General features: G+C 69.0%; 25 protein-coding genes. 15 read left to right on the top strand and 10 right to left on the bottom strand.

Going from position 1 to position 23,294, the window contains the following annotated elements; genetic code table 11:
- Positions 1 to 113: 113 nt before the first annotated feature.
- The 4 genes from PG2T_RS13960 to PG2T_RS13975 are packed head-to-tail and all read left to right on the top strand — an operon-like array spanning position 114 to position 3,933.
- Entirely contained in the window at positions 114 to 1,679 is a 1,566-nt protein-coding gene (locus PG2T_RS13960; RefSeq protein ID WP_202816356.1) for a putative porin, read from the top strand.
- Between the two features lie 25 nt (positions 1,680 to 1,704).
- Complete coding sequence (locus tag PG2T_RS16290; RefSeq protein WP_068806822.1) at positions 1,705 to 2,343, top strand: hypothetical protein; 639 nt, start codon at positions 1,705 to 1,707, stop codon at positions 2,341 to 2,343.
- A 2-nt stretch (positions 2,344 to 2,345) separates the two neighbouring features.
- On the top strand, positions 2,346 to 3,011 hold the full coding sequence (locus PG2T_RS13970) for a CAAX prenyl protease-related protein (RefSeq protein WP_158513211.1): 666 nt from the start codon (positions 2,346 to 2,348) through the stop codon (positions 3,009 to 3,011).
- Positions 3,012 to 3,030: 19 nt separating this feature from the next.
- A complete protein-coding gene (locus PG2T_RS13975) occupies positions 3,031 to 3,933 on the top strand; it encodes a peptidylprolyl isomerase (protein WP_068806825.1) in 903 nt (300 codons plus the stop codon).
- A 26-nt stretch (positions 3,934 to 3,959) separates the two neighbouring features.
- Here PG2T_RS13975 and PG2T_RS13980 read toward each other — a convergent pair whose 3' ends face one another.
- The 6 genes from PG2T_RS13980 to PG2T_RS14005 are packed head-to-tail and all read right to left on the bottom strand — an operon-like array spanning position 3,960 to position 8,246.
- Positions 3,960 to 4,568 carry an LON peptidase substrate-binding domain-containing protein gene (locus tag PG2T_RS13980; RefSeq protein WP_202816357.1) on the bottom strand — a complete coding sequence of 203 codons (609 nt, stop codon included), beginning with the start codon at positions 4,566 to 4,568 and terminating at the stop codon, positions 3,960 to 3,962.
- A gap of 1 nt (position 4,569) precedes the next feature.
- On the bottom strand, positions 4,570 to 5,937 hold the full coding sequence (gene mpl / locus PG2T_RS13985; protein ID WP_068806828.1) for a UDP-N-acetylmuramate:L-alanyl-gamma-D-glutamyl-meso-diaminopimelate ligase: 1,368 nt from the start codon (positions 5,935 to 5,937) through the stop codon (positions 4,570 to 4,572).
- Positions 5,937 to 6,443: a hypothetical protein gene (locus PG2T_RS13990; protein WP_068806831.1), complete on the bottom strand. Its 507-nt coding sequence runs from the start codon at positions 6,441 to 6,443 to the stop codon at positions 5,937 to 5,939. Before PG2T_RS13990 ends, mpl begins: the two co-directional genes overlap by 1 nt.
- A complete protein-coding gene (locus tag PG2T_RS13995; RefSeq protein WP_068806834.1) occupies positions 6,440 to 6,904 on the bottom strand; it encodes a DUF4124 domain-containing protein in 465 nt (154 codons plus the stop codon). The genes PG2T_RS13990 and PG2T_RS13995 overlap by 4 nt, the downstream gene beginning before the upstream one ends.
- Positions 6,901 to 7,737, bottom strand: coding sequence for a secretin N-terminal domain-containing protein (locus PG2T_RS14000; protein ID WP_068806836.1), 837 nt, complete (start codon positions 7,735 to 7,737; stop codon positions 6,901 to 6,903). The genes PG2T_RS13995 and PG2T_RS14000 overlap by 4 nt, the downstream gene beginning before the upstream one ends.
- Positions 7,734 to 8,246 carry a DUF7931 domain-containing protein gene (locus PG2T_RS14005; RefSeq protein WP_068806839.1) on the bottom strand — a complete coding sequence of 171 codons (513 nt, stop codon included), beginning with the start codon at positions 8,244 to 8,246 and terminating at the stop codon, positions 7,734 to 7,736. The genes PG2T_RS14000 and PG2T_RS14005 overlap by 4 nt, the downstream gene beginning before the upstream one ends.
- A 145-nt stretch (positions 8,247 to 8,391) precedes the next feature.
- On the opposite strand from PG2T_RS14005, the gene PG2T_RS15845 reads away from it, so the two are divergent.
- The 4 genes from PG2T_RS15845 to PG2T_RS14025 all read left to right on the top strand — a co-directional run bounded on the left by PG2T_RS15845 (position 8,392) and on the right by PG2T_RS14025 (position 12,488).
- On the top strand, positions 8,392 to 9,015 hold the full coding sequence (locus tag PG2T_RS15845) for a lytic transglycosylase domain-containing protein (protein ID WP_236953264.1): 624 nt from the start codon (positions 8,392 to 8,394) through the stop codon (positions 9,013 to 9,015).
- A gap of 150 nt (positions 9,016 to 9,165) precedes the next feature.
- A complete protein-coding gene (locus PG2T_RS14015; protein ID WP_068806842.1) occupies positions 9,166 to 9,975 on the top strand; it encodes an alpha/beta fold hydrolase in 810 nt (269 codons plus the stop codon).
- Positions 9,972 to 11,114, top strand: coding sequence for an LLM class flavin-dependent oxidoreductase (locus tag PG2T_RS14020; RefSeq protein ID WP_068806846.1), 1,143 nt, complete (start codon positions 9,972 to 9,974; stop codon positions 11,112 to 11,114). The genes PG2T_RS14015 and PG2T_RS14020 overlap by 4 nt, the downstream gene beginning before the upstream one ends.
- A gap of 60 nt (positions 11,115 to 11,174) precedes the next feature.
- The gene (locus PG2T_RS14025) at positions 11,175 to 12,488 is read left to right on the top strand and encodes a Rieske 2Fe-2S domain-containing protein (RefSeq protein WP_068806849.1); all 1,314 of its coding nucleotides are present in this window, start codon (positions 11,175 to 11,177) and stop codon (positions 12,486 to 12,488) included.
- Between the two features lie 93 nt (positions 12,489 to 12,581).
- Here PG2T_RS14025 and PG2T_RS14030 read toward each other — a convergent pair whose 3' ends face one another.
- Positions 12,582 to 13,649, bottom strand: coding sequence for an alkane 1-monooxygenase (locus PG2T_RS14030; protein WP_068806852.1), 1,068 nt, complete (start codon positions 13,647 to 13,649; stop codon positions 12,582 to 12,584).
- Positions 13,650 to 13,867: 218 nt separating this feature from the next.
- Here PG2T_RS14030 and PG2T_RS14035 point away from each other — a divergent pair, with 218 nt between their 5' ends.
- Positions 13,868 to 15,184 carry an aromatic ring-hydroxylating oxygenase subunit alpha gene (locus PG2T_RS14035; RefSeq protein ID WP_068806854.1) on the top strand — a complete coding sequence of 439 codons (1,317 nt, stop codon included), beginning with the start codon at positions 13,868 to 13,870 and terminating at the stop codon, positions 15,182 to 15,184.
- A 14-nt stretch (positions 15,185 to 15,198) separates the two neighbouring features.
- Complete coding sequence (locus PG2T_RS16295) at positions 15,199 to 15,729, top strand: aromatic-ring-hydroxylating dioxygenase subunit beta (protein WP_068806857.1); 531 nt, start codon at positions 15,199 to 15,201, stop codon at positions 15,727 to 15,729.
- A gap of 235 nt (positions 15,730 to 15,964) precedes the next feature.
- Here PG2T_RS16295 and PG2T_RS14045 read toward each other — a convergent pair whose 3' ends face one another.
- From PG2T_RS14045 to folE, 3 genes are read right to left on the bottom strand one after another with little or no spacing between them, the layout of a single operon-like run.
- On the bottom strand, positions 15,965 to 16,153 hold the full coding sequence (locus PG2T_RS14045; protein WP_068806860.1) for a hypothetical protein: 189 nt from the start codon (positions 16,151 to 16,153) through the stop codon (positions 15,965 to 15,967).
- Between the two features lie 44 nt (positions 16,154 to 16,197).
- A complete protein-coding gene (locus PG2T_RS14050; RefSeq protein ID WP_068806864.1) occupies positions 16,198 to 16,626 on the bottom strand; it encodes a BLUF domain-containing protein in 429 nt (142 codons plus the stop codon).
- 13 nt (positions 16,627 to 16,639) lie between these two features.
- Positions 16,640 to 17,353, bottom strand: a complete 714-nt coding sequence (folE, locus tag PG2T_RS14055; protein WP_068806867.1) for a GTP cyclohydrolase I — start codon at positions 17,351 to 17,353, stop codon at positions 16,640 to 16,642.
- Between the two features lie 111 nt (positions 17,354 to 17,464).
- On the opposite strand from folE, the gene arfB reads away from it, so the two are divergent.
- The 5 genes from arfB (at position 17,465) to PG2T_RS14080 (ending at position 23,206) form a co-directional block, all read left to right on the top strand.
- Positions 17,465 to 17,872, top strand: coding sequence for an alternative ribosome rescue aminoacyl-tRNA hydrolase ArfB (gene arfB / locus PG2T_RS14060; RefSeq protein ID WP_068806869.1), 408 nt, complete (start codon positions 17,465 to 17,467; stop codon positions 17,870 to 17,872).
- 304 nt (positions 17,873 to 18,176) lie between these two features.
- Positions 18,177 to 19,385, top strand: coding sequence for an acetyl-CoA C-acetyltransferase (locus PG2T_RS14065; protein WP_068806874.1), 1,209 nt, complete (start codon positions 18,177 to 18,179; stop codon positions 19,383 to 19,385).
- Positions 19,386 to 19,395: 10 nt separating this feature from the next.
- Positions 19,396 to 21,522, top strand: coding sequence for a 3-hydroxyacyl-CoA dehydrogenase NAD-binding domain-containing protein (locus PG2T_RS14070; RefSeq protein WP_068806876.1), 2,127 nt, complete (start codon positions 19,396 to 19,398; stop codon positions 21,520 to 21,522).
- Between the two features lie 26 nt (positions 21,523 to 21,548).
- Positions 21,549 to 22,334, top strand: a complete 786-nt coding sequence (locus tag PG2T_RS14075) for an enoyl-CoA hydratase-related protein (protein WP_068806880.1) — start codon at positions 21,549 to 21,551, stop codon at positions 22,332 to 22,334.
- The gene (locus PG2T_RS14080; RefSeq protein ID WP_068806882.1) at positions 22,331 to 23,206 is read left to right on the top strand and encodes an alpha/beta fold hydrolase; all 876 of its coding nucleotides are present in this window, start codon (positions 22,331 to 22,333) and stop codon (positions 23,204 to 23,206) included. Before PG2T_RS14075 ends, PG2T_RS14080 begins: the two co-directional genes overlap by 4 nt.
- The last annotated feature ends 88 nt before the right edge of the window (positions 23,207 to 23,294 follow it).

Raw genomic sequence — 23,294 nt, forward strand, 5'->3', positions numbered from 1 at the left:
GGGCACATGCCCGGCCGGCGCTGGGTTCAATTTCCGGAGGACACATGAATTCGATGCGGCCGACGCCTATGTTGCGTGCACGGCGATTGGCGACGGGGATTACGCTGCTGGCCTTGACGGGTGTCGCGGCTGCGGACGAGCGCGCCGACCTTGAAAAGCTGCGCGCGACGGTCACCGGCCTGATCGGTGCGCTGGTCGAGCAGGGCGTGCTCAGTCGCGAGGCGGCCGACGGCATGATCAAAAAGGCCGAAGCCGACGCTGCGCGCACCGTCGCGGCGCAGGCCCAGCAGGCCCCGCCGGCCAGGCCCGGCGAGGTACGCGTGACCTACGTGCCGCAGATCGTGAAGGACGAGATTCGCGCCCAGGTGCGCGACGAGCTGCGCCAGGAGGTGGCGCAGGACGTGATTGACCGCGCCCGTCAGGAGCAATGGGGCGTGCCGGCGGCGCTGCCGGACTGGGTGGCGCGCCTGAAGTTCAAGGGCGACCTGCGCCTGCGCGGGCAGAGCGACCGCTTCGCCGACGGCAACGCGCAGTTCGCCTATTTCGACTTTCTCGAAATCAACAACGCCGGCGGGCTGGCCGATGCCGGCGCGGACGGTCTGCTGAACACTTCCGAGGACCGCGACCGGTTGCGTGCCCGCGCGCGTCTGGGGCTGGACGTGACCATCACTGACAGCCTGCTGGCCGGGTTTCGCCTGGGCACCGGCAACACCCGCGATCCGGTGTCGACCAACCAGACCCTGGGCAACACCGGCAACCGCTACGAGACAGTGCTCGACCAGGCCTTCCTGCGCTACCAGGCGGCCGGCGCCACGCCCTGGCTGACCGCCTGGGGCGGGCGTTTCGACAGTCCCTGGCTGTCGACGGACCTGGTGTGGGACGGTGATCTTGGTTTCGAGGGCGCCGCCGCCACGCTGCGGCACGACTTCGTCGGCTCTGGACAGCCAGCGCGTGGCGTGTTCCTGACCGCTGGTGCCTTTCCGCTGCAGGAAGAGGAACTGTCCTCAAAGGACAAATGGCTGTTCGGTGGTCAGCTCGGTCTCGATCTGGCCTTCGCCGACCAGTCCCGTCTGAAGGCCGGCCTCGCCTACTACCATTTCAGCCACGTCGTCGGTCGGCGAAACGACCTTGACGGCATCGAGTTCGACTATACGGCGCCCGAGTACCTGCAAAAGGGCAACACGCTGTACGACATCCGCAACGACGCCGACCCGCAGTCGCAGTTGTTCGCGTTGGCGTCCGACTACCACCTGCTGGATCTGACGGTGCAATACGACATTGCCCGGTTCGCGCCGTATCACGTGATCCTGACCGGCGATTTTGTGCGCAACGTCGGTTTCGACGAGGACGAGGTCGCAGCGCGCATCGGCCAGCCCATCGAGGCGAAGATCAACGGCTATCAGTTCATGGCCAGCGTTGGCTGGCCGCAGGTGACGGCTGCCGGCCGCTGGCGCGTGTTCGGCGGCTACAAGCACCTGGAACGCGACGCGGTGCTGGATGCCTTCACCGATTCGGATTTCCATCTGGGCGGCACCGATGCCAAGGGCTGGATTCTGGGCGGCGACTACGGCCTGGCGCGCAACACCTGGCTGACGATGCGCTACCTGAGCGCGGACGAGATCGATGGCCCGCCGCTGGGTATCGACGTGCTGCAGCTCGACCTGAACACGCGCTTCTGACGCGCCGGCAGCGGAGGACATGCGCATGATCCGGCGATGTGGGCTGCTGATGACGACCCTGCTGCTGGCGGCCAGCCTGCCGGCGCAGGCGGAGGCGGTGCGCCGCCCGGCCAGCGGGGCGGCCGGCGCCCAGGTGCAGGCGCTGCTGCAACAGATATCGGCCGAGCGCGATGCCCTGAAGGCCGACGCCGCGCGCATGAAGGCCGATCTGGAAAAAGCCCGGCAGGAGCGTGACGCCGCGCAGGCCAAGGTGGACGGCGCCGAGCAGGAGGCGGCTCGACTGCGCGAGGCACTGGCGGCCTTCCAGGCCCAGAACGAGGCCCTGCGCGCGCGTCTGGGCGAAGCGCAGACGGCAATCGGCGGGCTGCGCGGCGAACAGTCGGCCACCAGCGCGGCGCTGACGCAGGCACGCGCCCGAGGCGAGGCGCTGGATGGCGATCTGGCGCAGTGCCGGGCGCGCGTGGACGAACTGGTCGGGCACAACCTGCGCCTGTTCGAGATCGGCAACGAGCTGCTGGATCGTTACGAGCGCAAGGGTGTGTGGTCCACACTCAAGGCCGCCGAGCCGTTTACCGGCCTCAAGCGCGTGGAGCTCGAGAACATCGTGCAGGACTACCGTTTTGCGCTGGACGACCAGCGCGTCGCCGCACCTGCTGCGCAGTGACGGTGGCGTCGGTCGTGGGGCCGCCCTGGGCGCGGCCGCTGCCGTGGGTGTTGCCGTTCGCGGTGTTCGTCGGGCTGCTGGCGGCAGCGCCACTGGCACAGCGTGCGGGTGTCGACCCGCGCGACTGGTACGCCGTTCGCACCGGCGTGACGCTGCTGGTCCTCGCTGTGATGTGGCGGCGTTGTGTCGATCTGCATCGCGCGCCGTACTGGCGCGGTGTGGCGCTGGGCGTCGCCGCCGGTGGGCTGGTGCTGGCGCTGTGGCTGGCGCTGGATCAGGACTGGGCGAGTCTTGGCGCGCCGCAGGTCTCCCCCTTCGCGGCCGACGACACGGCCCGGTGGCAGTTCGCCGCGCGCATCGCCGGCGCCGTGATCGTGGCGCCGCTGGCCGAGGAGCTGTTCTTTCGCAGTTTTCTCATGCGCTGGCTGGTGCGGCCGGACTTTGCGGCAGTCGATCCGCGCGCCGTGGACCGGCGGGCGTTTCTGATCCAGGCGGCGCTGTTCGCCAGCATGCATCAGCTCATTGTGGCCGGATTCGCGGCCGGGCTGGTCTACGGCTGGCTGTATCGGCATACCGGCAGCCTGTGGATCCCGGTGCTGGCGCATGCGCTGACCAACGCGCTGCTGGCGGCCTGGGTGCTGACGCAGGGCGCCTGGCATTTGTGGTGAAGCTTTTTCGGATTTCCTCATGACGCGTGACAGACGAAGCCTGCCGACGGTGGCGGGTGCGGTGGCCTTGTTGCTGGTGGCCGGATTCGTGGCGCGTGCCCTGATGGGCAGCTCGGCGGTCCTGGCGCAGGCTGGTGATGCCCGGCTGACGCAGGCCGAAGCGCAGAGCCTGCTGGCGGCCCTGCCGGCGGCGACCCGCAAGCAGCTGGCCGAACAACCGCAGGCGCTTGCCGATGCCATGCGGCGCGAGGTGCAGTGGCGGGCGCTGGTGGAAACCGCCAGGCGCTCGCCGCAGGCCGCAGAGCCGGCGGTGCGGGAGCGCATGCGTCAGGCGGCCGACCTGGAGCTGGTGCAGGCGCACCTGGACGCCATGAGTGCCGTTGCTGACGATTACCCGCCGCAGGAGCTGGTGGTCGCCACGTATGAGGCCAACCGCGAGCGGTTTAGGGCCGCGCCGCGCTATCGCCTGTCGCAGATCTTTGTGGCCGGACGGCCGGACGATGCCGACGCGGCGCGGCGCGCGCGTGAGCTGGCGCAGGAAGCCCGCCTGGCCAAGGCCGACTTCGCCGACCTGGCACGCGAGCACTCGCGCCACGCCGAAAGCGCCGCCCGTGGCGGCGAGGTCGGTTGGGTGAGCGAGCCGATGCTGCGTCCGGAATTTCGCGAGACGGTGACCGCCATGGCGGTGGGGGCGATCAGCGATCCGGTGCCGGTCGCCGACGGCTGGCACATCCTGAAACTGACCGAGCGTCAGGCGGCGCGCGATCTTTCCCTGGACGAGGCGCGCGCCGACATCGTCAGCGCGCTGCGGGCGCAGGAACAGCGCCGGCGGCGCGCCGAATACGTCGAGCGCTTGACCGCCGCGATGCCGGTACGCCTCGATGAGCTGATGCTCGGCACGCTGCAGGTGCCGATCGAGTGATGCCGCCGGCCTCGGTCGGGCGCCGATCAGCGCTGCATTTCGTCGCCGGCGCGCAGTTCCTCGATGAACTGTGCCAGCGCTTCCAGGCGCAGCGTAGGGTTGGTCAGTTCCAGTAACCACTGGCGCCGTGCCGGCGGCAGCGGCAGCAGTTCGGCCAGCCGAAACCCGACCCAGCTGGCGTCCATCAGTTCCTCGGCGCGGCCAAAGTCGGGGTCGTACTCCTCCATCGCGTGGCGCAGCAGGTCCAGCAGCGGCCGGTGACGCTCGGCGATGCCGGTGGCCGGTTCCGCCTCCAGGCGCAGCGCCTGGCCCATGACCAGCTGATCGATGCGCACGCTGCTCGCCACCACCTGCACGCGCTGCTCGCCGCGCACGGTGATGTGCATCATGCCGGCGGCATCCTGGTCGTGATCCTCGATACGGGCCAGCGTGCCGATGGGATGAAAGCGCGCCGCCTGGCCGGTTTCGCGACCCTCGCTGATCAGGCACACGGCAAAGCCGCGCTGCTCGCGCAGGCACTCGCGCACCATCGCCAGATAGCGCGGCTCGAAGATGCGCAGCGGCAGCAGGCCGCCCGGGTACAGCACGCTGCCCAGCGGGAACACCGGCAACGCGAAGGTTTGCAGTTCTGGCACGTCAGGATCCCCCGCCGGATGGGTTTTTGAGCCGCGCCGCGAGTGTGGCATGCACGCCGCCGAAGGCGCCATTGCTCATCAGCAGCACGTGATCGCCCGGCCGGGCGGCCTTTGCAAGCGTATCGACCAGTGCGTCGCCGGTACGGAAAAAGCCGCCGCCGCGGGGCAGCTCGCGCAGCACCTCGTCGATGGCCCAGGCCAGAGGCTGGGCGCAGTGCAGCAGCGCCAGATCGGCATCCGCCAGCGCCGCGGCCAGCCCCGCCCGGTGGGCGCCGGCGCGCATGGAGTTCGAGCGCAGGTCGACCACCGCCAGGATGCGCGCGGCGCCGACCCGGCCGCGCAGCGCCGCCACCGTGGCGGCAATCGCCGTCGGGTGGTGGGCGAAGTCGTCGTAGACGGTGACGCCGCCTTCCTGCGCCACCACTTCAAGGCGCCGGCGCACGTTCCTGAAGCCGGCCAGCGTCGCCAGACCCTGGGCCGGGCTCACGCCCACTTCGGCAGCCGCCGCCAGCGCTGCCAGCGCGTTGTGCAGATTGTGCACGCCGGCCAGCGACCATTCGCCGCTGCCGATGCGCGCGCCGGCCACGGTCAGCTCGAAGCGGCTGGCGTCCGGTGTGAGCGGCGTGGCCTGCCAGTCGCCGCTGGGCCCGAAGCGTGTCACCGGTGTCCAGCAGCCGCGCTCCAGAAGCCGCGCCAGGTTGGCGTCGGCGGCGTTCACGATCAGCCGCCCGTTCCCCGGCACGCCGCGCAGCAGCTGGTGGAACTGCCACTCGATGGCGGCCAGGTCCGGGTAGATGTCGGCGTGGTCGAATTCGAGGTTGTTCAGCACCGCCGTGCGCGGCCGGTAGTGCAGGAACTTGGCGCGCTTGTCGAAAAAGGCCGTGTCGTACTCGTCCGCTTCCACCACGAACGGCCCGCTGCCAAGACGCGCCGAGACGCCGAAGTTCTGCGGTACGCCACCGATCAGAAAGCCCGGCGTGAGGCCGGCCCGATCCAGAATCCACGCCAGCAGGCTGGCGGTGGTGGTCTTGCCGTGCGTGCCGGCCACCGCCAGCACGTGCCGGCCGGCCAGCACCTGCTCGCCCAGCCACTGCGGGCCTGAGATGTAGGGCAGGTCGGTGTTCAGGATGTGCTCGACCAGCGGGTTGCCGCGCGACAGGGCGTTGCCGATCACGCACAGGTCCGGCCGGGGCGTGAGCTGCGCCGGATCGTAGCCCTCCTGCCAGGCGATGCCGGCGGCGTCGAGTTGCTCGCGCATCGGCGAGTAGACGCCGCTGTCGCAGCCGCTGACTCGGTGGCCCAGTGCCTTGGCCAGCTGCGCCAGGCCGCCCATGAAGGTGCCGCCGATACCAAGAATGTGCAGGTGCATCAGGAAAGCAGTCCGAACAGGTGGCCGAGCCCGAAGTAGGCGGCGAAGAAGAAGCCCAGATTGACCAGCACGCTGCCGGGCACCGGAATGTCCAGCGCCAGGCGCAGGATGTGCACCGACACCGCAAAGCTCCACGCCACCAGCGCCAGAATCAGCAGGCCGAGGCCGTTTTCCGGCCGCGCCAGGGCGGTCAGCGGCAGCGACAGGGCGTTGAACGCCACCCCGACCAGCAGCAGTGCGGTCAGCGTCTGCACGAACCGGGCCGGCCGGCGGCGGACGGCGAGGGACACATAGACCAGCAGCGCCATCAGGGCCGCTTCGGTGGGACCGTAAAGCAGGGCTCGCGACGCCGGCATGGCAAACGCGGCCAGTGCGCTGCCCAGCAGGGCGTAGGGAATGAGCGCCAGCAGCAACAGGGTGGGCGAGTAGGGCACGTCCTGCGGCCCACGCCGCAGGCGCAGCAGATCCCCCACCAGCTCGGCCAGTGCCCGCCAGGGCGGGCTCATTGCGCCGGCGTGCCGCCGCAATGTTTGCGGATGGCGGCTTCCAGATCGCGCATTTTCTGCAGCCGCTGCTCACCCGTGTACCAGTTGCCATCGGCGTCGCGGATGCGCTGCGCCGCCTGCATGGCATCGTGCTGCCGGCGTGCGGCGGCGCACTCGGCGGCGCGCTGTTTTTGCTCGGCCGCGGTCTTGGCTTGCGCTTCCTTGGCCAGGGCACGTTCCTCGGCGGCCTTTTCGCTTTGGGCGCGGATGGCTTCGAGTTTGGCGTTGGCTTCGTCCGGCGACAGATCGCTGGGCGGCGGTGGCTCGACGATTTTTTCCGCGCCGCTGGCCGGCGGCCGGTCGCCGTAATGCGTGCGGCCCTGGGCGTCGGTCCAGCGGTAGATGTCGCCGGCCTGGGCGGCGCCGCCCAGCAGCAACAGGAACAGCGGCAGGAGCCGGGCAGGGTGCATGCGGCGGGTCACGGTGCGAGCTCCACTTTGATGGCGATGCGCCGCGCGCTGCGGCCGGTTCGGGCCGTAGACGCTAGCACGCCGCGTTCGCTTTCGCCCGAGGTGGTGACCTCGCCGCCCAGCTCCAGCCACTGCCCGAGCGGCCCGTGCAGCTGCGTCTGGGCGACCTGGAACGCCACCACGCCGGCTTCGGCCAGTTGCTGCGACTGCGGCGATATATCGAGCGTCACGCCGCCGGCGCCGAGCCGGGCCAGCACCTCGAAGCCGCTGCTCACCTCGCGGTATTCCGTGCACATGCGGCGGCCGCCGTAACTGTCCTCGCAGACGCTGTCGAAGGGGGCGATCAGGCCGACCGCGATGCGCGCCGGGCGGCCTTCTTGCGCCAGCACGGTCTGCTCGCCGGATTCGTACTGGCGGCCCTGCGGATCGGTGCCGTACTCGCCGATGCCGCGGTAGCGCGCCAGGGCGCCGCTGCCGGCATCCGACGGGCTGACGACGACCCGCGCCTGCTCATCGCCAACATCGGCGCTGACGCCGGCGGCGTTCATGCGGTCCTCGGCAAACAGTTGCTGGCGCACGGTGATGCGCAGCTGGCGCGGCGCGCGGTCCAGCTCGGCCACGGTGGCGCGCAGCTGCTCCAGGCGCGCCGGTTCCACGTTCAGGATCAGCGTAAAACCGTCGCCGGTGACGCTTTCCTGCGGCCCGAGCAGGGGTTGCAGCACCTGCGCCATTTCGGCCGCGGGGCGCTGCTGCAGCGGGATGGTCGCCAGTTGCGGGCGGGCCGGCGCGCCGGCCGGCAGCAGCGCGACGGCAATCAGCGGCAGCAGGGCGCGCAGCCGCCTCACAGGCCGAGCCGGCGCAGGTCCGGGTCCGGTTCGCTGTGCAGCCACAGGGCGGCGAAGCGCAGGTTCAGGTCCCTGGCCCGCGCCGGTTGCTCCAGGCTCGCCTGGGCCGCCAGACGCTCCGGCTGCGGACGTTGCAGATATCCACGTTCGTCGACGGTGAACCAGGCTTCGCCCACCTGGGCATCCTCGTCGGCCAGGCGGTGCACGGCGACCGAGCTGGTCAGGCGCTGCGCCAGGTTCCACAGGGGGCGTCCCTGGTCGTCGCGTGCCACATCCGCCGGCACCAGGATTTCCAGGCGTGCGCGCCGGTTGCGCAGCAACAATGTGCGCAGGGCGCCGATCACCGCGTCGTCGGTCAGATAGCGCAGGTCGGCGCGCTGCGGCAGGATGCGTACCCGCTCGCGCGCTGCTTCCATCAGGCGCTGCGCCACCAGGGTGCACTCGGCGGCGCCTTGCGGGCGCAGGACGGCGCGTGGGTCGTCGGCTTCGGGCTGCACGGGCTCGGTCATGGCCGTTGGCTCAACTGTATGGCATTGCCGGACGATAGTACGTTTGCCGCATTATCGGCGCAGCACGGTTATGCTTGACCGAGTCGCGCGTGGTTGCGGTTTCGTCCAGCGGGAGGCGGCGGCAGGTCTTATGTGGCGCTTGTGGATGCTCATGCTCGGGCTGTGCGCGTGCCAGGCGCCGCGCGCCGAGCTGTTCATGTATCGCACGCCGGGCGGGCACACGGTGTTCAGTGACCGGGTGTTGACCACGCCCGGCTATGCGGCGGCCAACCATGCCGCACGGCGCGGTCCGCGCAAGTACGTGGCACCGACGCTGATCGTTCCGACCGTGGCCAGCCGGCCGATCCTGATTGGCCCCGGCCGGCAGGCGGTCGAGCAACTCATCGATCGCCTGGCGCCGCAATACGCGCTCGATCCGGCGCTTGTCAAGCAGGTGGTGGCCGCCGAGTCGGCCTTTCGCACCGACGCCCGCTCGCCCAAGAACGCGCAGGGCCTGATGCAGCTGATCCCGGCGACCGCGCGGCGCTTTGGCGTGCAAGATCCCTGGGATGCCGAACAGAACCTGCGTGGCGGCATGGCCTACCTGAGCTGGCTGCTGGGGCAGTTCCGGGGCGACGTGCGCCTGGCCCTCGCCGGCTACAACGCCGGCGAGGGCGCCGTTGCACGCCATGGCGGCCTGCCGCCGTATGCCGAAACGCGCCACTATGTGGCCGGCATCATCGGTCGCTACGGCAAGACCGAGCATCCGTACGTTGTGACCACCGATTGACTGGCTGCCAGGCACGCAGCGCACCGGCTGAACCGAGATCCCCGACCGCGGGGTAGCCACCGGCAAGCAGGCAAGCGCCGGGTCTTGTAATCCCAGGCATGACGGATCAGGCCGCACACGAACCCGCACCATAAGCGGGCAGGAGGAGCGATGAGTCATACCGAGGCGATGCGCACGCTGGCCGGCGTGCGGGTGAAGCTGATGCAGGGCGGCCCACCGCAGCCGGGCGCCGAAACGGTGCTGTTCCTGCACGGCGCGGGCGGCGCCAGCCAGTGGCTGCCGTTCATGGACCTGCTGGCGCGGGATTTCGACCTGCGGGCGCCCGAACACCCCGGCTTTGGCGATTCGGACACGCCGGCCTGGCTCAGGCGCGTCGAGGATCTGGCCTATTACTACCTGGACGTGCTGCAGGAGCTGGATCTGACCGGCGTGCACCTGGTCGGCCACAGCCTGGGCGGCTGGACCGCTGCGGCGCTGGCCATCAAGGACTGCTCGCGCATCAAATCCCTGACGCTGATTTCCGCCGCCGGCGTGCACGTGCACGGTGTGGCGCGGGTCGACAACTTCATGGGCAACCCGGAGCAGAGCCTGCGGGCGCTGATCCACGATCAGGCCGTCGCCGATCAGCTGCTGGCGTTGGAGGTGCCGCCCGAGGAGCGCGAGCGCCAGCTCAAGAACCGCTTCACCACCGCGCGCCTCGTGTGGCAGCCGCGGTCCTACGATCCGTACTTGCCGCAGTGGCTGCACCGCATCCGCGTGCCCACGCACGTGGTGTGGGGCGAGCACGACCGCCTGTTCCCGCTGCGCATTGGGCAGGAATACCAACGCCTGATTCCGGGCGCGCGGCTCACGGCACTGCCCGGCTGCGGCCACCTGCCGCCGATCGAGCAGCCGCAGCCGTGCGCGCAGGCGGTGACGCAGTTCGTGAACGAGGTGTGCACGCAGGAGGGCAGGGCATGAAGTTCTTCAATTTTCACCTCATGCCCTACGCGGACATGGATGTCAGCCTGATCCGCGAACACGGCAGCGCCTGGGTCACGTTCCCGAACCGCCATTACGATCCGAAGGTCGGCGCGGCGCTCTACAACCGGTACCTGGACGAACTCGAATACGCCGACCGGCTCGGCTTCGACGGCGTATGCGTCAACGAGCACCACCAGACCCCGTACGGCCTGATGCCGGTGCCCGGCGTCATGGCAGGCGCCCTGGCGCGCAGCGTCAAGCGGGCGAAGATCGCCATCCTGGGCCGCGCCCTGCCGCTGGTGAACAACCCGCTGAACATCGCCGAAGAATTCGCGATGCTGGACAACATCTGCCACGGTCGCTTCATCGCCGGCTTCGTGCGCGGCATCGGCGCCGAGTACCACTCCACGGGCGTCAATCCGGCCGAGTCGCTGGCGCGTTTTCAGGAAGCCCACGACCTGATCATCCGCGCCTGGACCGAGCCCGGGCCGTTCGAGTTCGACGGCGAGTACTACCACTACAAGTACGTGAACCTTTGGCCGCGGCCCTACCAGGACCCGCACCCGCCGGTGTGGGTGCCCTCGCAGGGCTCGGCCGAGACCATCGCCTGGGCGGCCCGCCACCGCTACACCTACTGCCAGACGCTGGGCGCCATCAAGACCGTGGCCGGTTTTTTCAACAAGTACCGGGAAGAAGCCGACAAGGTCGGTTACGCCGCAACCTGGGACCAGTGCGCCTGGTCGACCACTATCTACGTGGCCGAGACCGACGAGCAGGCGCTGCGCGAGGCCGGTCCGCACGCCGAGGCGATCCAGAACGAGTTCCTGCGCATGCCGCTGGAGATGCTGCTGCCGCCCGGCTACACGTCGCTGGAGTCGTTCCGGCACATCCAGCCGGACATGATCGGCAAGCCGCAGACCGTGCGCTCGCTCAACGACGCCGGCGTCATCATCATCGGCAGCCCGAGCACGGTGCGCGAGCGCCTGGCTGCCTATCAGGAGCTGGCCGGTTTCAACACCGTGCTGGTCAAGACCCAGTTCGGCACCCTGCCGGCCGACATGACGCGCCGCAACATGGAGGCGATCGCGCGCGAGGTGCTGCCGTATTTTCAGGAGACCGCGGCCGGCCCGGCGTAGCCGGCCGCGCCGGGCATCCGCGCCGGTCCGGGCCGTGACTGACGCGCGCCGGAGGTGACCATGCGCCGCGAAGAAAACGATCTGCTCACGCGCACCGACGCGGGCACACCCATGGGCGAGCTGTTCCGGCGCTACTGGCTGCCGGCGCTGACCTGCGATGAACTGCCGCACCCGGATTGCCCGCCGGTGCGCGTGCCGCTGCTGGGCGAGCGACTGATTGCCATTCGGGACAGCAGCGGCCGGTCCGCCATCCTGCAGGAAGCCTGCCCGCACCGGCAGGCATCGCTGTATTTCGGCCGCTGTGAAGACGGCGGCATCCGCTGCGCCTACCACGGCTGGAAGTTCGACGCCGACGGACAGTGCCTGGACATTCCGTCCGAACCGGCGGTCAGCCGCGCCCGGGAACAGATCCGCGTGCAGGCCTACCCGACCCTGGAGCGCGGTGGCGTGGTGTGGGTCTACATGGGGCCACCGGAACTGATGCCCGCGCCGCCGGAACTCGAATGGGCCACCCTGCCGCCGTACAACCTGTTCGTGACCCGCCGCCTGCAGGAGTGCAACTACCTGCAAACCATGGAAGGCGGCCTGGATTCCAGCCACCTGTCGTGGCTGCACCGGGGCACCATCAGCAGCGACCCGGTGCTGGGCACGGGCCGGGCCGGCACCGATTCGAGCATCCTGGGCATCATCGCCGCCGATCGCAACCCGCGCTATGACAGCGTGCGCACGGCCGGTGGGCTGTTGCTGGGCGCGCGGCGGATGGCCGGCGAGGGGCTCTACTACTGGCGCATCACGCAGTTCCTGATGCCCTGTTTCAACATCATCGCGCCGACTGGCGACCTGACCCTGAACGCCCAGGCCTGGGTGCCGCTGGACGACCACAACTGCTGGTCGTGGGCGGTGAACTACTACGTCGACAAGCCGCTGGGCGAGGCGGAGCGCGAGGCGATGCGCCGCGGCGGCGGCCTGCACGTGGAATTCGTGCCCGGCACACACCAGAGCGCCGCCAACCGGGGCAACGACTACCACCTGGACCGGGCGGCGCAGCGCGGTGGCGACAATTTCACCGGCATCCCCAGCTTCGCCATGCAGGACACGGCAGTGCAGGAAAGCCAGGGCCGCATCGCCGACCGCACGCTGGAACATCTGGTGTCCAGCGATGACGGCATCATCGTCACCCGCCGGTTGTTGCTGGACGCCGCCCGCGACAATCAGGCCGGCAGGCCGATTCCGGGTCTGGGGCCGCAGACCCAGGCGGTGCGGGCCGGGTCGCTCATCGTGCCGCAAGCGGACCTGAAGCAGGTCGACACGGCGCCACTGCGACCGCTTGCCCGGGATCAGCGGGACTGGGCTGCCGATGGAAACGCTGAATAAATCCATCCTGGATTTCTCAGCGAGCGCATCCCTGCGCTGCGGGAAGCGGCGAATACTTCAGCGGTTCCCCAGCCTTGTCGGCTGCCCGCGCGCTCAGGCTGCCCAGCCGGCGGCCTGGTTGGCCTGCCGTGCCAGCTCCTTTTCCTCGGCCGAGGCGAAATGCCGGTCCCAGTACTGCAGGCGCGGCCTGGCAATCAGCCGGTCCCACAGCGGCGGCACGGTGCTGGCCAGAAAGCACACCAGCAGGCTTGGCATCTGCGGCGCGTCCGGCATCGGCGTCAGCGACACGTAGCTCACGTCCGCGTTCAGGTGGTGCTCGGAATGGGTGGTGATTTCGTACGCCAGCACGCGGCTTAACGGCCGCAGGTGGTTCCAGGCGTGGTGGGGCCTGATGGGGGCGCCCGGCACCCGCACCAGGCCGTAGTGCTGCACGTAGTTGTAGTCCGCCATCACCGTGAAGCCGAGCACCCAGGTCAGCAGCAGAATCGGCAGGCCGATCCAGCCGGCCAGATAAACGAAGCCGGCCGCAAAGCCAAGCTCGAACATCACGCCCCAGAACAGCCTGCCACGCGGCGACCACGGCGATTTGCCGATTTTTTTCAGGTACGCGAATTCAAGCTCGAACGTGGCGCCGATCTGCGCCACCACCGAGCGCAGCACGAAGCGATACAACGACTCGCCGCGCCTGGGCGTGTCGCCATCCAGCGGCGTGTCCAGATGAATGTGGTGCACGTGCACGTGCCCAAGGTCGGTAATCGGAATGCCGTAGCAGGTGCCGATCAGGTCCGCCCCGGTGCGGGCCAGCAGCGTCTTGCCGTGCATCAGCTCGTGCGCCGTGGCAAGGCCAATCAGGCCGTTCCACACGCCCACCGACAGCACCCCGCCCAGAATGTGCCAGCCGCCGATGGCGCCGCTGCCAAGCTGCCATCCAAACACCATCCAGAACGCCAGCAGCGCCGGATAGTGCAGGTACGGCAAGGCGCGGACCATGGCGGGGTAGTGGATGTTGCGGCGCCGATAGTCGCGCGGCAGGGCGCTGTCCAGCAGTGCCAGCAGCAGAAACAGGCCGACGCCGGTCCAGGCGCCGATGCCGCCCACGGCAAGACCCGCCGTGGCGATGGCGATGACCAGCAGGCTGGTGCAGTAGCGAAGGGTGTCCATACCGTTTCTCCTCTCACGAGCACCGAACGATCGAGCCCGGACCAATCCGACCCGCCAGCCGGTCGCGGCGGGGAAGTCTACGGCTGATCCAACATCGGCGATGGCCAGGCATGGCTGCCGGCACCGGGCGGACTGGACTAACATGAACGGGCGTTTGGCAACTCGCGGTTGTGCCGGCATGCAAGAGGCCGCGCGCCGCAGCCCACGGAGGGGATGCAATGGCAAACAGCGGACTCGATCTGGCGGCGCTGGTCGACGAACAGCGCGGCCTGGTCAGCATGAAGGCCTACGCCGACCAGGACGTGTTCCGCATCGAGCAGGAGCGCGTTTTCGGTCGCGCCTGGCTGTACGTGGGGCACGAATCGGAAGTGCCGCGCAACGGCGACTACGTGACGCGCCAGATGAGCCAGGACCCGGTCATCCTGGTGCGCGACAACCACGGCAAGCTGCGCGTGTTCCTGAACATGTGCCCGCACCGGGGCGCGCTGATCCTGCGCAGCGAGGCCGGCAACGCGCCCAGTTACGTGTGCCCGTACCACGGCTGGACCTACGAGAACACCGGTCGGCTGCTGGCCACCTGCCACGCGGCGGGGCTCTACGAGGGCCTGGACACGCAGCACAAGCAGCGCCTGGTCGAGGCACGCGTGGACAGCTACGCCGGGCTGGTATTCGCCACCTTCAACGAGGCGCTGGGCAGCCTGGGCGACTACTTGGGCGACGCGCGCTGGTACCTGGACCTGTACCACGCGCGCACGCCGGGCGGCATGGTGGTGCTCGGCCCGCCGCACAAGTGGGTGGTCAACGGCAACTGGAAACTGGGCGCCGCCAATTTCGGCGCCGATGGGCCGCACGCCACCAAGGTGCACGGGCCGATCTCACGCCTGTCCTTCGGCGACTTCGAAGGCGCGCAGGAGGCCCTGTTCCAGGCGCTCGAACACGGCCCGGCCATCGTCATGGGCAACGGTCATAACGGCACCACCTCGCTGTCGCCGGAGCCGATTCCGGAATTCCTGGGCCGCCCGCCCGAGTGCGTGTCGCTGTACCACCAGGCGCTGTCGCCGGGGCAGGTGAAAATCGTGGCGCGCAATTTTGCCGGGGTGCAGACCATCTTCCCGAATTTCTCGTCCGTGGAAGGCCCCGGCCGCACCGATCTTGCCCAGCCGCCAGCCTGCTTTCTGAACATCCGCGTCTGGCAGCCGATCGCGCCCGACCGCACCGAAATCTGGGGCTGGTTCCTGGCCGAGAAAGAGGCCAGCGAGGAATGGAAGGCCATGACCATGCGCTCCGGCCTGCGCACGTTCAGTTTCGCCGGCACCTTCGACCAGGACGACGCCGAGGTGTGGGCGTCCATCGGCTGCGCCACGCGTGGCGCCGTGGCCCAGCGCGAGGCGGCCAGCTTCGAGATGGTCCAGCACTACCGGGGCCAGCTGGTCACGGACTATCCGGGGCCGGGCAAGGTCTACCCCACCATCTGGTCGGAGGTCGGGGAGTTCGAAATCCTGCGGCACTGGTACCGCCTGATGAACACCGCCTGAAGGAGGGCCGGCGCATGGAAAAGCACGCCACCGGCGAGCCGGTCGACGACCGCGAATACCGCCAGATTCATGAGTTTCTGGACGACGAAGTGGAAGCCCTGGACAGCCGCGACTACGACGGCTGGCTGGCCATGCTGACGCCGGACATCCGCTACGTGGCCCCGCCGCGCGGTTTTTACGAGCGCGGACGCGAACGGCGGATTGGTCTTGAAAATCCGTACCTGGACGAGACCATCGGCAGCCTGCAGATCCGCATCAACCAGCAGAAAGAGGCCCTCAACACGGTGGCGGAAAACCCGTACACGTTCGTGCGCCGTTTCGTGACCAGCGTGCGGGCACGGCGCGGGCAGGTAGCCGGCGACTACCGCGTGGTCAGCAACGCCCTGGTGGTGCGCACGCGGCCCACCGACCAGGTGCCGCAACTGGTCAGCGCGCGCCGTGACGACGTACTGCGCCGCGTGGATGGCCAGCTCAAACTGGCTGCCCGCACCATCTACTTCGACCACAACGTGTTCCACACCGGGAACCTGGCGTTTTTTGTCTGAGGCCACGGCGACCAAGTCGGAACCCGCCGTTTGGACTCGCGCCGCAGTTTGGGTCCGATTGGAAAGCGGTAAGCCGTAATCGGCCATGCACTACTGGTAACTTCCAGCACCAGGCAGAAGGGCCGCCGAAGGTGCGGGCGCGGCCGCCGGCACCGGGATTGAGCGGCCACGGCGCCGCGGCGCATTCTTGCAATAGGCGCTGGCTGTGACCGTAGAGCACGGCTCGGGCGCCGGGCTAAGCGGCGCGCAGGCGAAGATGGCGGCGGGCGGCGTTCTGTGGGTGGCGGTGTTCCACCACCCGCGAGCCGCTGGGCGGGGGCACTTCCAGCAGGTCCGGCAGGGCGGCCAGATTGGCTGCAGCGCCCAGCCACTTGCCCGGTACGTCGTTGTTGCCGCGTACGGCAAGCACCCGTCCGGCCGCCACGGCGTCAGCCTGCGTCAGGAAAGCTGCCGGCCGGAGGCCGCCCCTCAGCCCGTCCGCCCGACGATCTGCGCCGTGGCCATCAGTTCCTCCAGCAGCGCCATGGCCGCGCAGCCGGGCGTGACGAACGGGTCCAGCTGCGGCTTCTCGGAGTACTTGAGCAGGATCGACGGGTTGACCTTGTGCAGGTTGACCTGGCCCATGGTCCAGCCGGCGAAGCGGCGCTCGGTGATTTCCTGGTAGTGGAGCAGGGTGACCGGGTCGTGGCGGGCGTCGCGCACGATGCGGTTGTAGAGCGTGTTCACGGCCTCCCGGCCGCCCTCCAGTACCTGCATGTAAACGTCCCCGCCATGGCACAGGATGCCGGTAATGCCCAGGGCCGGGTTGTTGCGGCGGGATTCGGCCAGGATGGCGTCCAGGGTGTCCTGGGTCACCGGGCCGCTGGCGCGGCTGGCATAGAGCAATCGAACGAGCATGGTGAACCTCTGGTCAGGACCCGTTGCGGCGCAGCAGGGCCAGGAACTCGCGCCGCAGGCTGGCGTCGGTCAGGAATACCCCGCGCATGACGCTGTTGATCATCTGTGAATCCGTGTCCTTGACGCCGCGCCACTGCATGCAGAAATGATCCGCCTCCATGACGATGGCCAGGCCGTCCGGCTGCATGCGCTCCTGCAGCAGGTCGGCCAGGCGCGTGACGGCCTCTTCCTGGATTTGCGGGCGGCTCATTACCCAGTCGGCCAGGCGCACGTACTTGGACAGGCCGATCAGATTGGAGTGTTCGTTCGGCATGATGCCGATCCACACTTTGCCGATGATCGGGCAAAGATGATGCGAGCAGGCGCTGCGGATGGTGATCGGCCCGACGATCATCAGCTCGTTCAGGCGCTCAACGTTCGGGAACTCGGTCACATCCGGCGCCGCGCGGTAGCGGCCGCTGAAGACCTCATTCAGGTACATCTTGGCCACCCGGCGGGCAGTCTCGCGCGTGTTGTGGTCGCTGTCGGTGTCGATCACCAGGCTGTGCAGCACCTGCGCCAGCTTGTCCTCGACCTCGGCCTGCAGCAGCTGCAACTCGCCCGGCTCGATGAAGGCGGCGATGTTGTCGTTGGCGTGAAAACGCACCCGAGCGCGTTCCAGGCGTTGGCGGATGCGGTCCGAAACCGACTGCGCGGCCGCGGCGGAAGGTGACTCTGGCTGATTCATTGGGGGAACCGGGGCGATGACCTGATGCGGCGATGCTAAACCGAATCGCCGGCACCGACGCACTGCGCCGGCAAGGCAAAATGGCTCTTGCCCAGCCGACCGAGCCTTCCCATGGACCTCACGCCCGATCCGCGCGACCTCGAATTCCAGTTCATCCGCGCCAGCGGTCCCGGCGGGCAGAACGTGAACAAGGTGTCCAGCGCCGTGCAGCTGCGCTTCAACACGCGCGGCTTTACCGAGCTGCCGGATGCCGTGCGCGAGCGCCTGACGCGCCTGGCCGGGCGGCGGCTGACGGCCGACGGGGTGCTGATTCTCGAAGCCCAGCGCTTTCGCACCCAGGAGCGCAACCGCGCCGATGCGTTGGCGCGCCTGGCTGCGCTGCTGGATGCGGCTGCGACTGCGCCCAAGCCGCGGCGCTCGACGAAGCCGTCGCGCGCCCAGCGCGAGCGACGCCTGGAAAGCAAGCAGCACCAGGGCGCCGCCAAGTTGCGACGCCGCCGGCCTGACCTTAACGAGTGACCGGTTACGCGGCCGTTTGTGAGAACATTTGCTGCCAGTCCCGCCCCGTCTTGCGAGCCGTCGATTCCATTGGCGCTTTCGGCGGCGCGGGGACGCACGTCGCGATCAATGGCTGCAAGCCATCGATCGCGTAAGCCACCGGAAAACCGTGGGAGCCCGGCTGTGCCGGGCGATGATCGCGCAGCGAAGCTGCGCTCCACAAGGTTTTTCCGGCGGCGGGTGCTGAGAAGTCCAGGCCTGCCCCGGTGGAAACCGGGGATGGGTTTGTTCAGCGCTCCCATATCGCCCCGCGAGGAGACCTGCCATGCCGGAAGCCTTTATCTACGACGCCGTGCGCACGCCGCGCGGGCGCGGCAAACCCGACGGTGCGCTGCACCAGGTGCCGCCGATCCGCCTCGCCACCACGGTGCTGAACGCCCTGCGCGAGCGCCTGCAGCTGGACACCGCCAACATCGACGACGTGATCCTGGGCGTGGTCAGCCCGGTCGGCGAGCAGGGCTCGAACATCGCCCGCGTGGCGGCCATCGACGCCGGCTATGCCGAAACGGTGGCCGGCGTGCAGGTCAACCGCTTCTGCGCCTCCGGTCTGGAAGCGGTCAACATGGCTGCCGGGCAGGTCATGGCCGGCCAGTCGGACCTGGTAGTCGGCGGCGGCGTGGAATCCATGTCGCGCATCCCGATGTCGTCGGCCGGCGGTGCCTGGTATGCCGACCCGCAGGTGGCCTTCCACAGCCATTATGTGCCGCAGGGCATCTCGGCCGACCTGATCGCCAGCCTCTACGGCTACTCGCGCGCCGACGTGGACCGCTTTGCCGTGCAGTCGCAGACGCGCGCCGCGCAGGCCTGGGAAGAAAAGCGCTTCGCCCGCTCGGTGACGCCGGTGTACGCGGTCGATGGCGTGGCGCTGCTGGATCACGACGAACACCGGCGGCCGGGCACCAGCGTGGAGAGCCTGGGCAAGCTGCCGGCCTCGTTCGAGAAACTCGGCGCCGATTACGGCTTCGACGCGGTAGCGCTGCAGCGCTATCCGGAACTCGAACGTATCGAGCACGTACACCACGCCGGCAACTCGTCCGGCATCGTCGACGGCGCCGCGGCGGTGCTGGTCGGCAGCAAGGAAATCGGCGAGCGCCTTGGCCTGAAGCCGCGCGCGCGCATCCGGGGCTTCGCCTCCATCGGCAGCGAGCCGACCATCATGCTGACCGGCCCGGCGCCGGCCACGCAAAAGGCGCTCAAGCGCGCCGGCATGAGCCCGGCCGACATCGACCTGTACGAGGTCAACGAGGCCTTCGCGGCGGTGGTGCTGCGCTTCGCCGACGTGGTTGGCGTGCCGATGGACAAGATCAACGTCAACGGCGGCGCCATTGCGCTGGGCCACCCGCTGGGCGCCACCGGCGCCATCCTGATCGCCACCGTGCTCGACGAACTCGAACGGCGCAATCTGGGCACGGGTCTGGTGACGCTGTGCATCGGTGCCGGCATGGGCACCGCCACCATCATCGAACGGCTGTAAGGAGAGCGCGATGATCGACTACCGCGTGGACGGCGACGGCATCGCCGTCGTCACCTGGAACGTTCCCGGCTCGCCGGTGAATACCCTCAACGATGCCGCGACGACTGCCTACGTGGCGGCCGTGGACAAGGCGCTGGCCGATCCGGCCGTCAAGGGCATCGTCGTCACCAGCGCCAAGAGCGACTTCATCGCCGGCGCCGACATCAATGACTTCCTGGCCGACCGCAGCGTGGCGGGACTCGAAGCCGGCAGCCGCGCCATCAACCGCGTGTTTCGGCGCCTGGAGACGGCCGGCAAGCCGATGGTCGCGGCCATCAACGGCACGGCGCTGGGCGGCGGCCTGGAACTGGCGCTGGCCTGCCACTACCGCATCGCCGCCGACAGCCCTAAAACCCGCATCGGCCTGCCGGAAGTCACGCTGGGCATATTGCCGGGTGCCGGTGGCACGCAGCGCCTGCCGCGGCTGATCGGCGTGCGCGCGGCGGTGCCGCTGCTGGTGGAAGGCACGCGCCTGCCGGTGGCCGATGCGCTCAAGCTGGGCATCCTCCATGCCGTGGTGCCGGCCGCTGAGTTGCTGCACAAGGCCAAGGCCTGGATTCTGGCCGGCGGCAAGGCCGAACAGCCCTGGGATCGCAAGGGCTTTCGGGTGCCCGGCGGCAACCCCGGCGATCCGGGCGTGCAGGAATTCCTGTCGGTGGTCATCGCCAAGGTGCACGAGCGCACCGCCGGCAACTACCCGGCGCCGATCAACATCCTGTCGTGCGTATACGAGGGCATGTCCTCGCCGATCGAAGTCGGCACCGACATCGAGAGCCGCTACTTCGGCGTGACGGCCGCGACGGTGCAGGCGGAAAACCTGATCCGCAGCGGCTTCCTGGCCCTGAACGACGCCCGCAAGCTCAAGCGCCGTCCGGCCGGCGTGCCCAAGGCCGAATTCCGCAAGGTCGGCGTGCTGGGCGCCGGCCTGATGGGCAGCGGCATCGCCTACGCCTGTGCCAAGGCGGGCCTGGACACCGTGCTGCTGGACCGCGAACCGGCAATGGCCGAGCGCGGCAAGGTGCACAGCGACAAGCTGCTGACGCGCGAGGTCGAGCGCGGCAAGCTGGATGCCGCCGGCCGTGAGGCGACGCTGGCCCGCATCACGCCGACTGTCGATTACGCGGCGCTGACTGGCTGTGACATCGTCATCGAGGCGGTGTTCGAACAGCGCGACATCAAGGCCGAGGCCACGCACCGCACCGCCGAGGCGACCGGCCCCGACATCCTGTTCGCGTCCAATACATCCACGCTGCCGATCTCCGGGCTGGCCGAGCACTGGCCGCGGCCGGACAACTTCATCGGCCTGCATTTCTTCTCGCCGGTGCACCGCATGGCGCTGGTCGAGGTCATCCGTGGCCGGCAGACCTCCGAAACCTGCCTGGCGCAGGCGCTCGATTTCGTGGCGCGCATCGGCAAGACGCCGGTGGTGGTCAACGACAGCCGCGGCTTTTTCACCAGCCGGGTGTTTGCGACCTATTTCGAGGAAGGCATGGCCCTGCTGGCCGAGGGCGTGAACCCGGCACTGATCGAAAACGCCGGCCGCCAGACCGGCATGCCGCTCGGTCCGCTGGCGGTGGCCGACGAGGTGGCGCTGGACCTGGTGCACAAGATCATCGTGCAGACGCGCGCCGATCTTGGGCCGAGCTACACGCCGCCGGTGTCGGCGCCGGTGATCGAGTTGTTCGTGGAAAAACTCGGCCGGGTCGGCAAGAAGGCCGGCAAGGGCTTTTACGACTATGCGGACGGTCAGCGGCGCCTGTGGCCGGGTCTGGCCGAGCATTTCCCGCGCGCCGCCCGGCAGCCGGACGTGGGCAGCGTGAAGCGGCGCCTGCTGCACATCCAGTCCGTGGAGGCCGCGCGCTGTCTGGCCGAAGGCGTAGTGGAGAGCACGACCGACGCCGACGTGGCGTCGCTGCTGGGCTGGGGTTTCCCGGCCTGGGCCGGCGGCGTGCTGTCGTACGTGGACACGATCGGCGTGGACCGCTTCGTGGCCGAGTGCGAGGCGCTGGCGGCCAGCGTCGGGCCGCGTTACGCACCGCCGGACATTCTCAAGCGCCTGGTCGGAACCGGCACGCAGCTGCGCGCCGCCGGCCGCTGAATTCACCCCTCATCAGGAACCATTTCGTGGACTACCAAGACCTTCTTTACGTCGAACAGGACGGCGTCGCCACCATCACCATCAACCGGCCGGAGGTCTACAACGCCTTTCGCGCCCAGACCGTGGAAGAGCTCATCCACGCCTTCCAGCGCGCCGGCTGGAACCCGGACATCGGCGTCATCGTGCTGACCGGCGCTGGCGACAAGGCGTTCTGCACCGGCGGCGACCAGAAATCCCATGCCGGCAGCTACGGCGGGCGCGGCACCATCGGCCTGCCGGTCGAGGAGCTGCACACCGTCATCCGCGACGTGCCCAAGCCGGTCATCGCCCGCGTGCAGGGCTTCGCCATCGGCGGCGGCAACGTGCTGGCGCTGCTGTGCGACCTGACCATCGCCTCGGACAAGGCCCAGTTCGGCCAGGTCGGCCCCAAGATGGGCTCGGTCGATCCAGGCTACGGCACCGCCTATCTGGCGCGCGCCGTCGGCGAGAAGAAGGCGCGCGAGATCTGGTACCTGTGCCGCCGCTACAAGGCCGACGAGGCCGAGCGCATGGGCTTAGTCAACAAGGTGGTGCCGCACGAGGAACTGGACGCCGAAGTGGCCGCCTGGTGCGCCGAGATCATGGCCAAGAGCCCGACCGCGCTGGCCATCGCCAAGCGTTCCTTCAACGCCGACAGCGAGCACATTCGCGGTCAGGCATCCATGGGCCTGCAGGCGCTGGCGCTGTACTACGAGACCGACGAATCGAAGGAAGGCGTGCGCGCCTTCAACGAAAAACGTCCGGCCGAGTTTCGCAAGTTCCACAAGAAATGACCCAACCGGACGCTCCCGACTGGTTCTGCGAGGCGGTCGGCACCCCGGCCGACGCCCACTGGGTGCAGGTCGCCGGCTGCAGCATTCACTACCGCCGCTGGGGCGAGTCCGGCCCGCCGCTGCTGCTGGTGCACGGCGGCGGTGCGCACAACCACTGGTGGGACTTCATCGCGCCGTGGCTGGCCACCGATCACCGCGTGGCGGCCATGGACCTGTCCGGCATGGGCGAGAGCGGCCGGCGCGAGCAATACTCGCTGGACGATTTCGCCGCCGAGGCGATCGGCGTGTGCGAGGCGGCCGGCTTCGGTCCGGACGTGACCCTGGTCGGCCACAGCCTGGGCGGGGCGGTATGCCTGCGCGCCGCCGCCAGCCAGCCGGAGCGGGTCGGCGGCCTGGTGATGGCCGACTCGCCGATCCGCCCGCCGGGCTATCAGTTCCCCGGCACCGCCCGCAACCCGCTGCGCCAGCCGCGCCGCGACTACCCGGATTTCGACAGCGCCCTGGCGCGCTTTCGGTTGATTCCGGAGCAGCCCTGCGACAACGCCTACATCCTGGACTACATCGGTCGGCATTCGATCATCGAAACGCCCGATGGCTTCTGGACCTGGAAGTTCGACGATCGCGGCCTGGCCCACATCAAGGTCGGCGAACAGGCGGAGGAGCTGCGCCAGCTGCGCTGTCGCATCGGCATCCTGTACGGCGAGAAAAGTGCCCTGTTTCCGCCCGAAGTGCGCCAGTACGTGCACCAGCTGGTGGACCGCCGCGGCCCGGTGTCGGCCATCCCGGAGGCCTACCACCACCTGTTCCTGGACCAGCCGCTGGCCTTCGTGGCGGCGCTGCGCATCCTGCTGGCCGACTGGCACGCACTGTGAGACGCGCCGACGCCCAATCGCAGGCAAAAAAAACCCGGCCAAGGGTGGCCGGGTTAAAAGGATAACCCGCTCAGGGAGGGGAAGCGGG

Source organism: Immundisolibacter cernigliae (assembly GCF_001697225.1).
Lineage (GTDB): Bacteria > Pseudomonadota > Gammaproteobacteria > Immundisolibacterales > Immundisolibacteraceae > Immundisolibacter > Immundisolibacter cernigliae.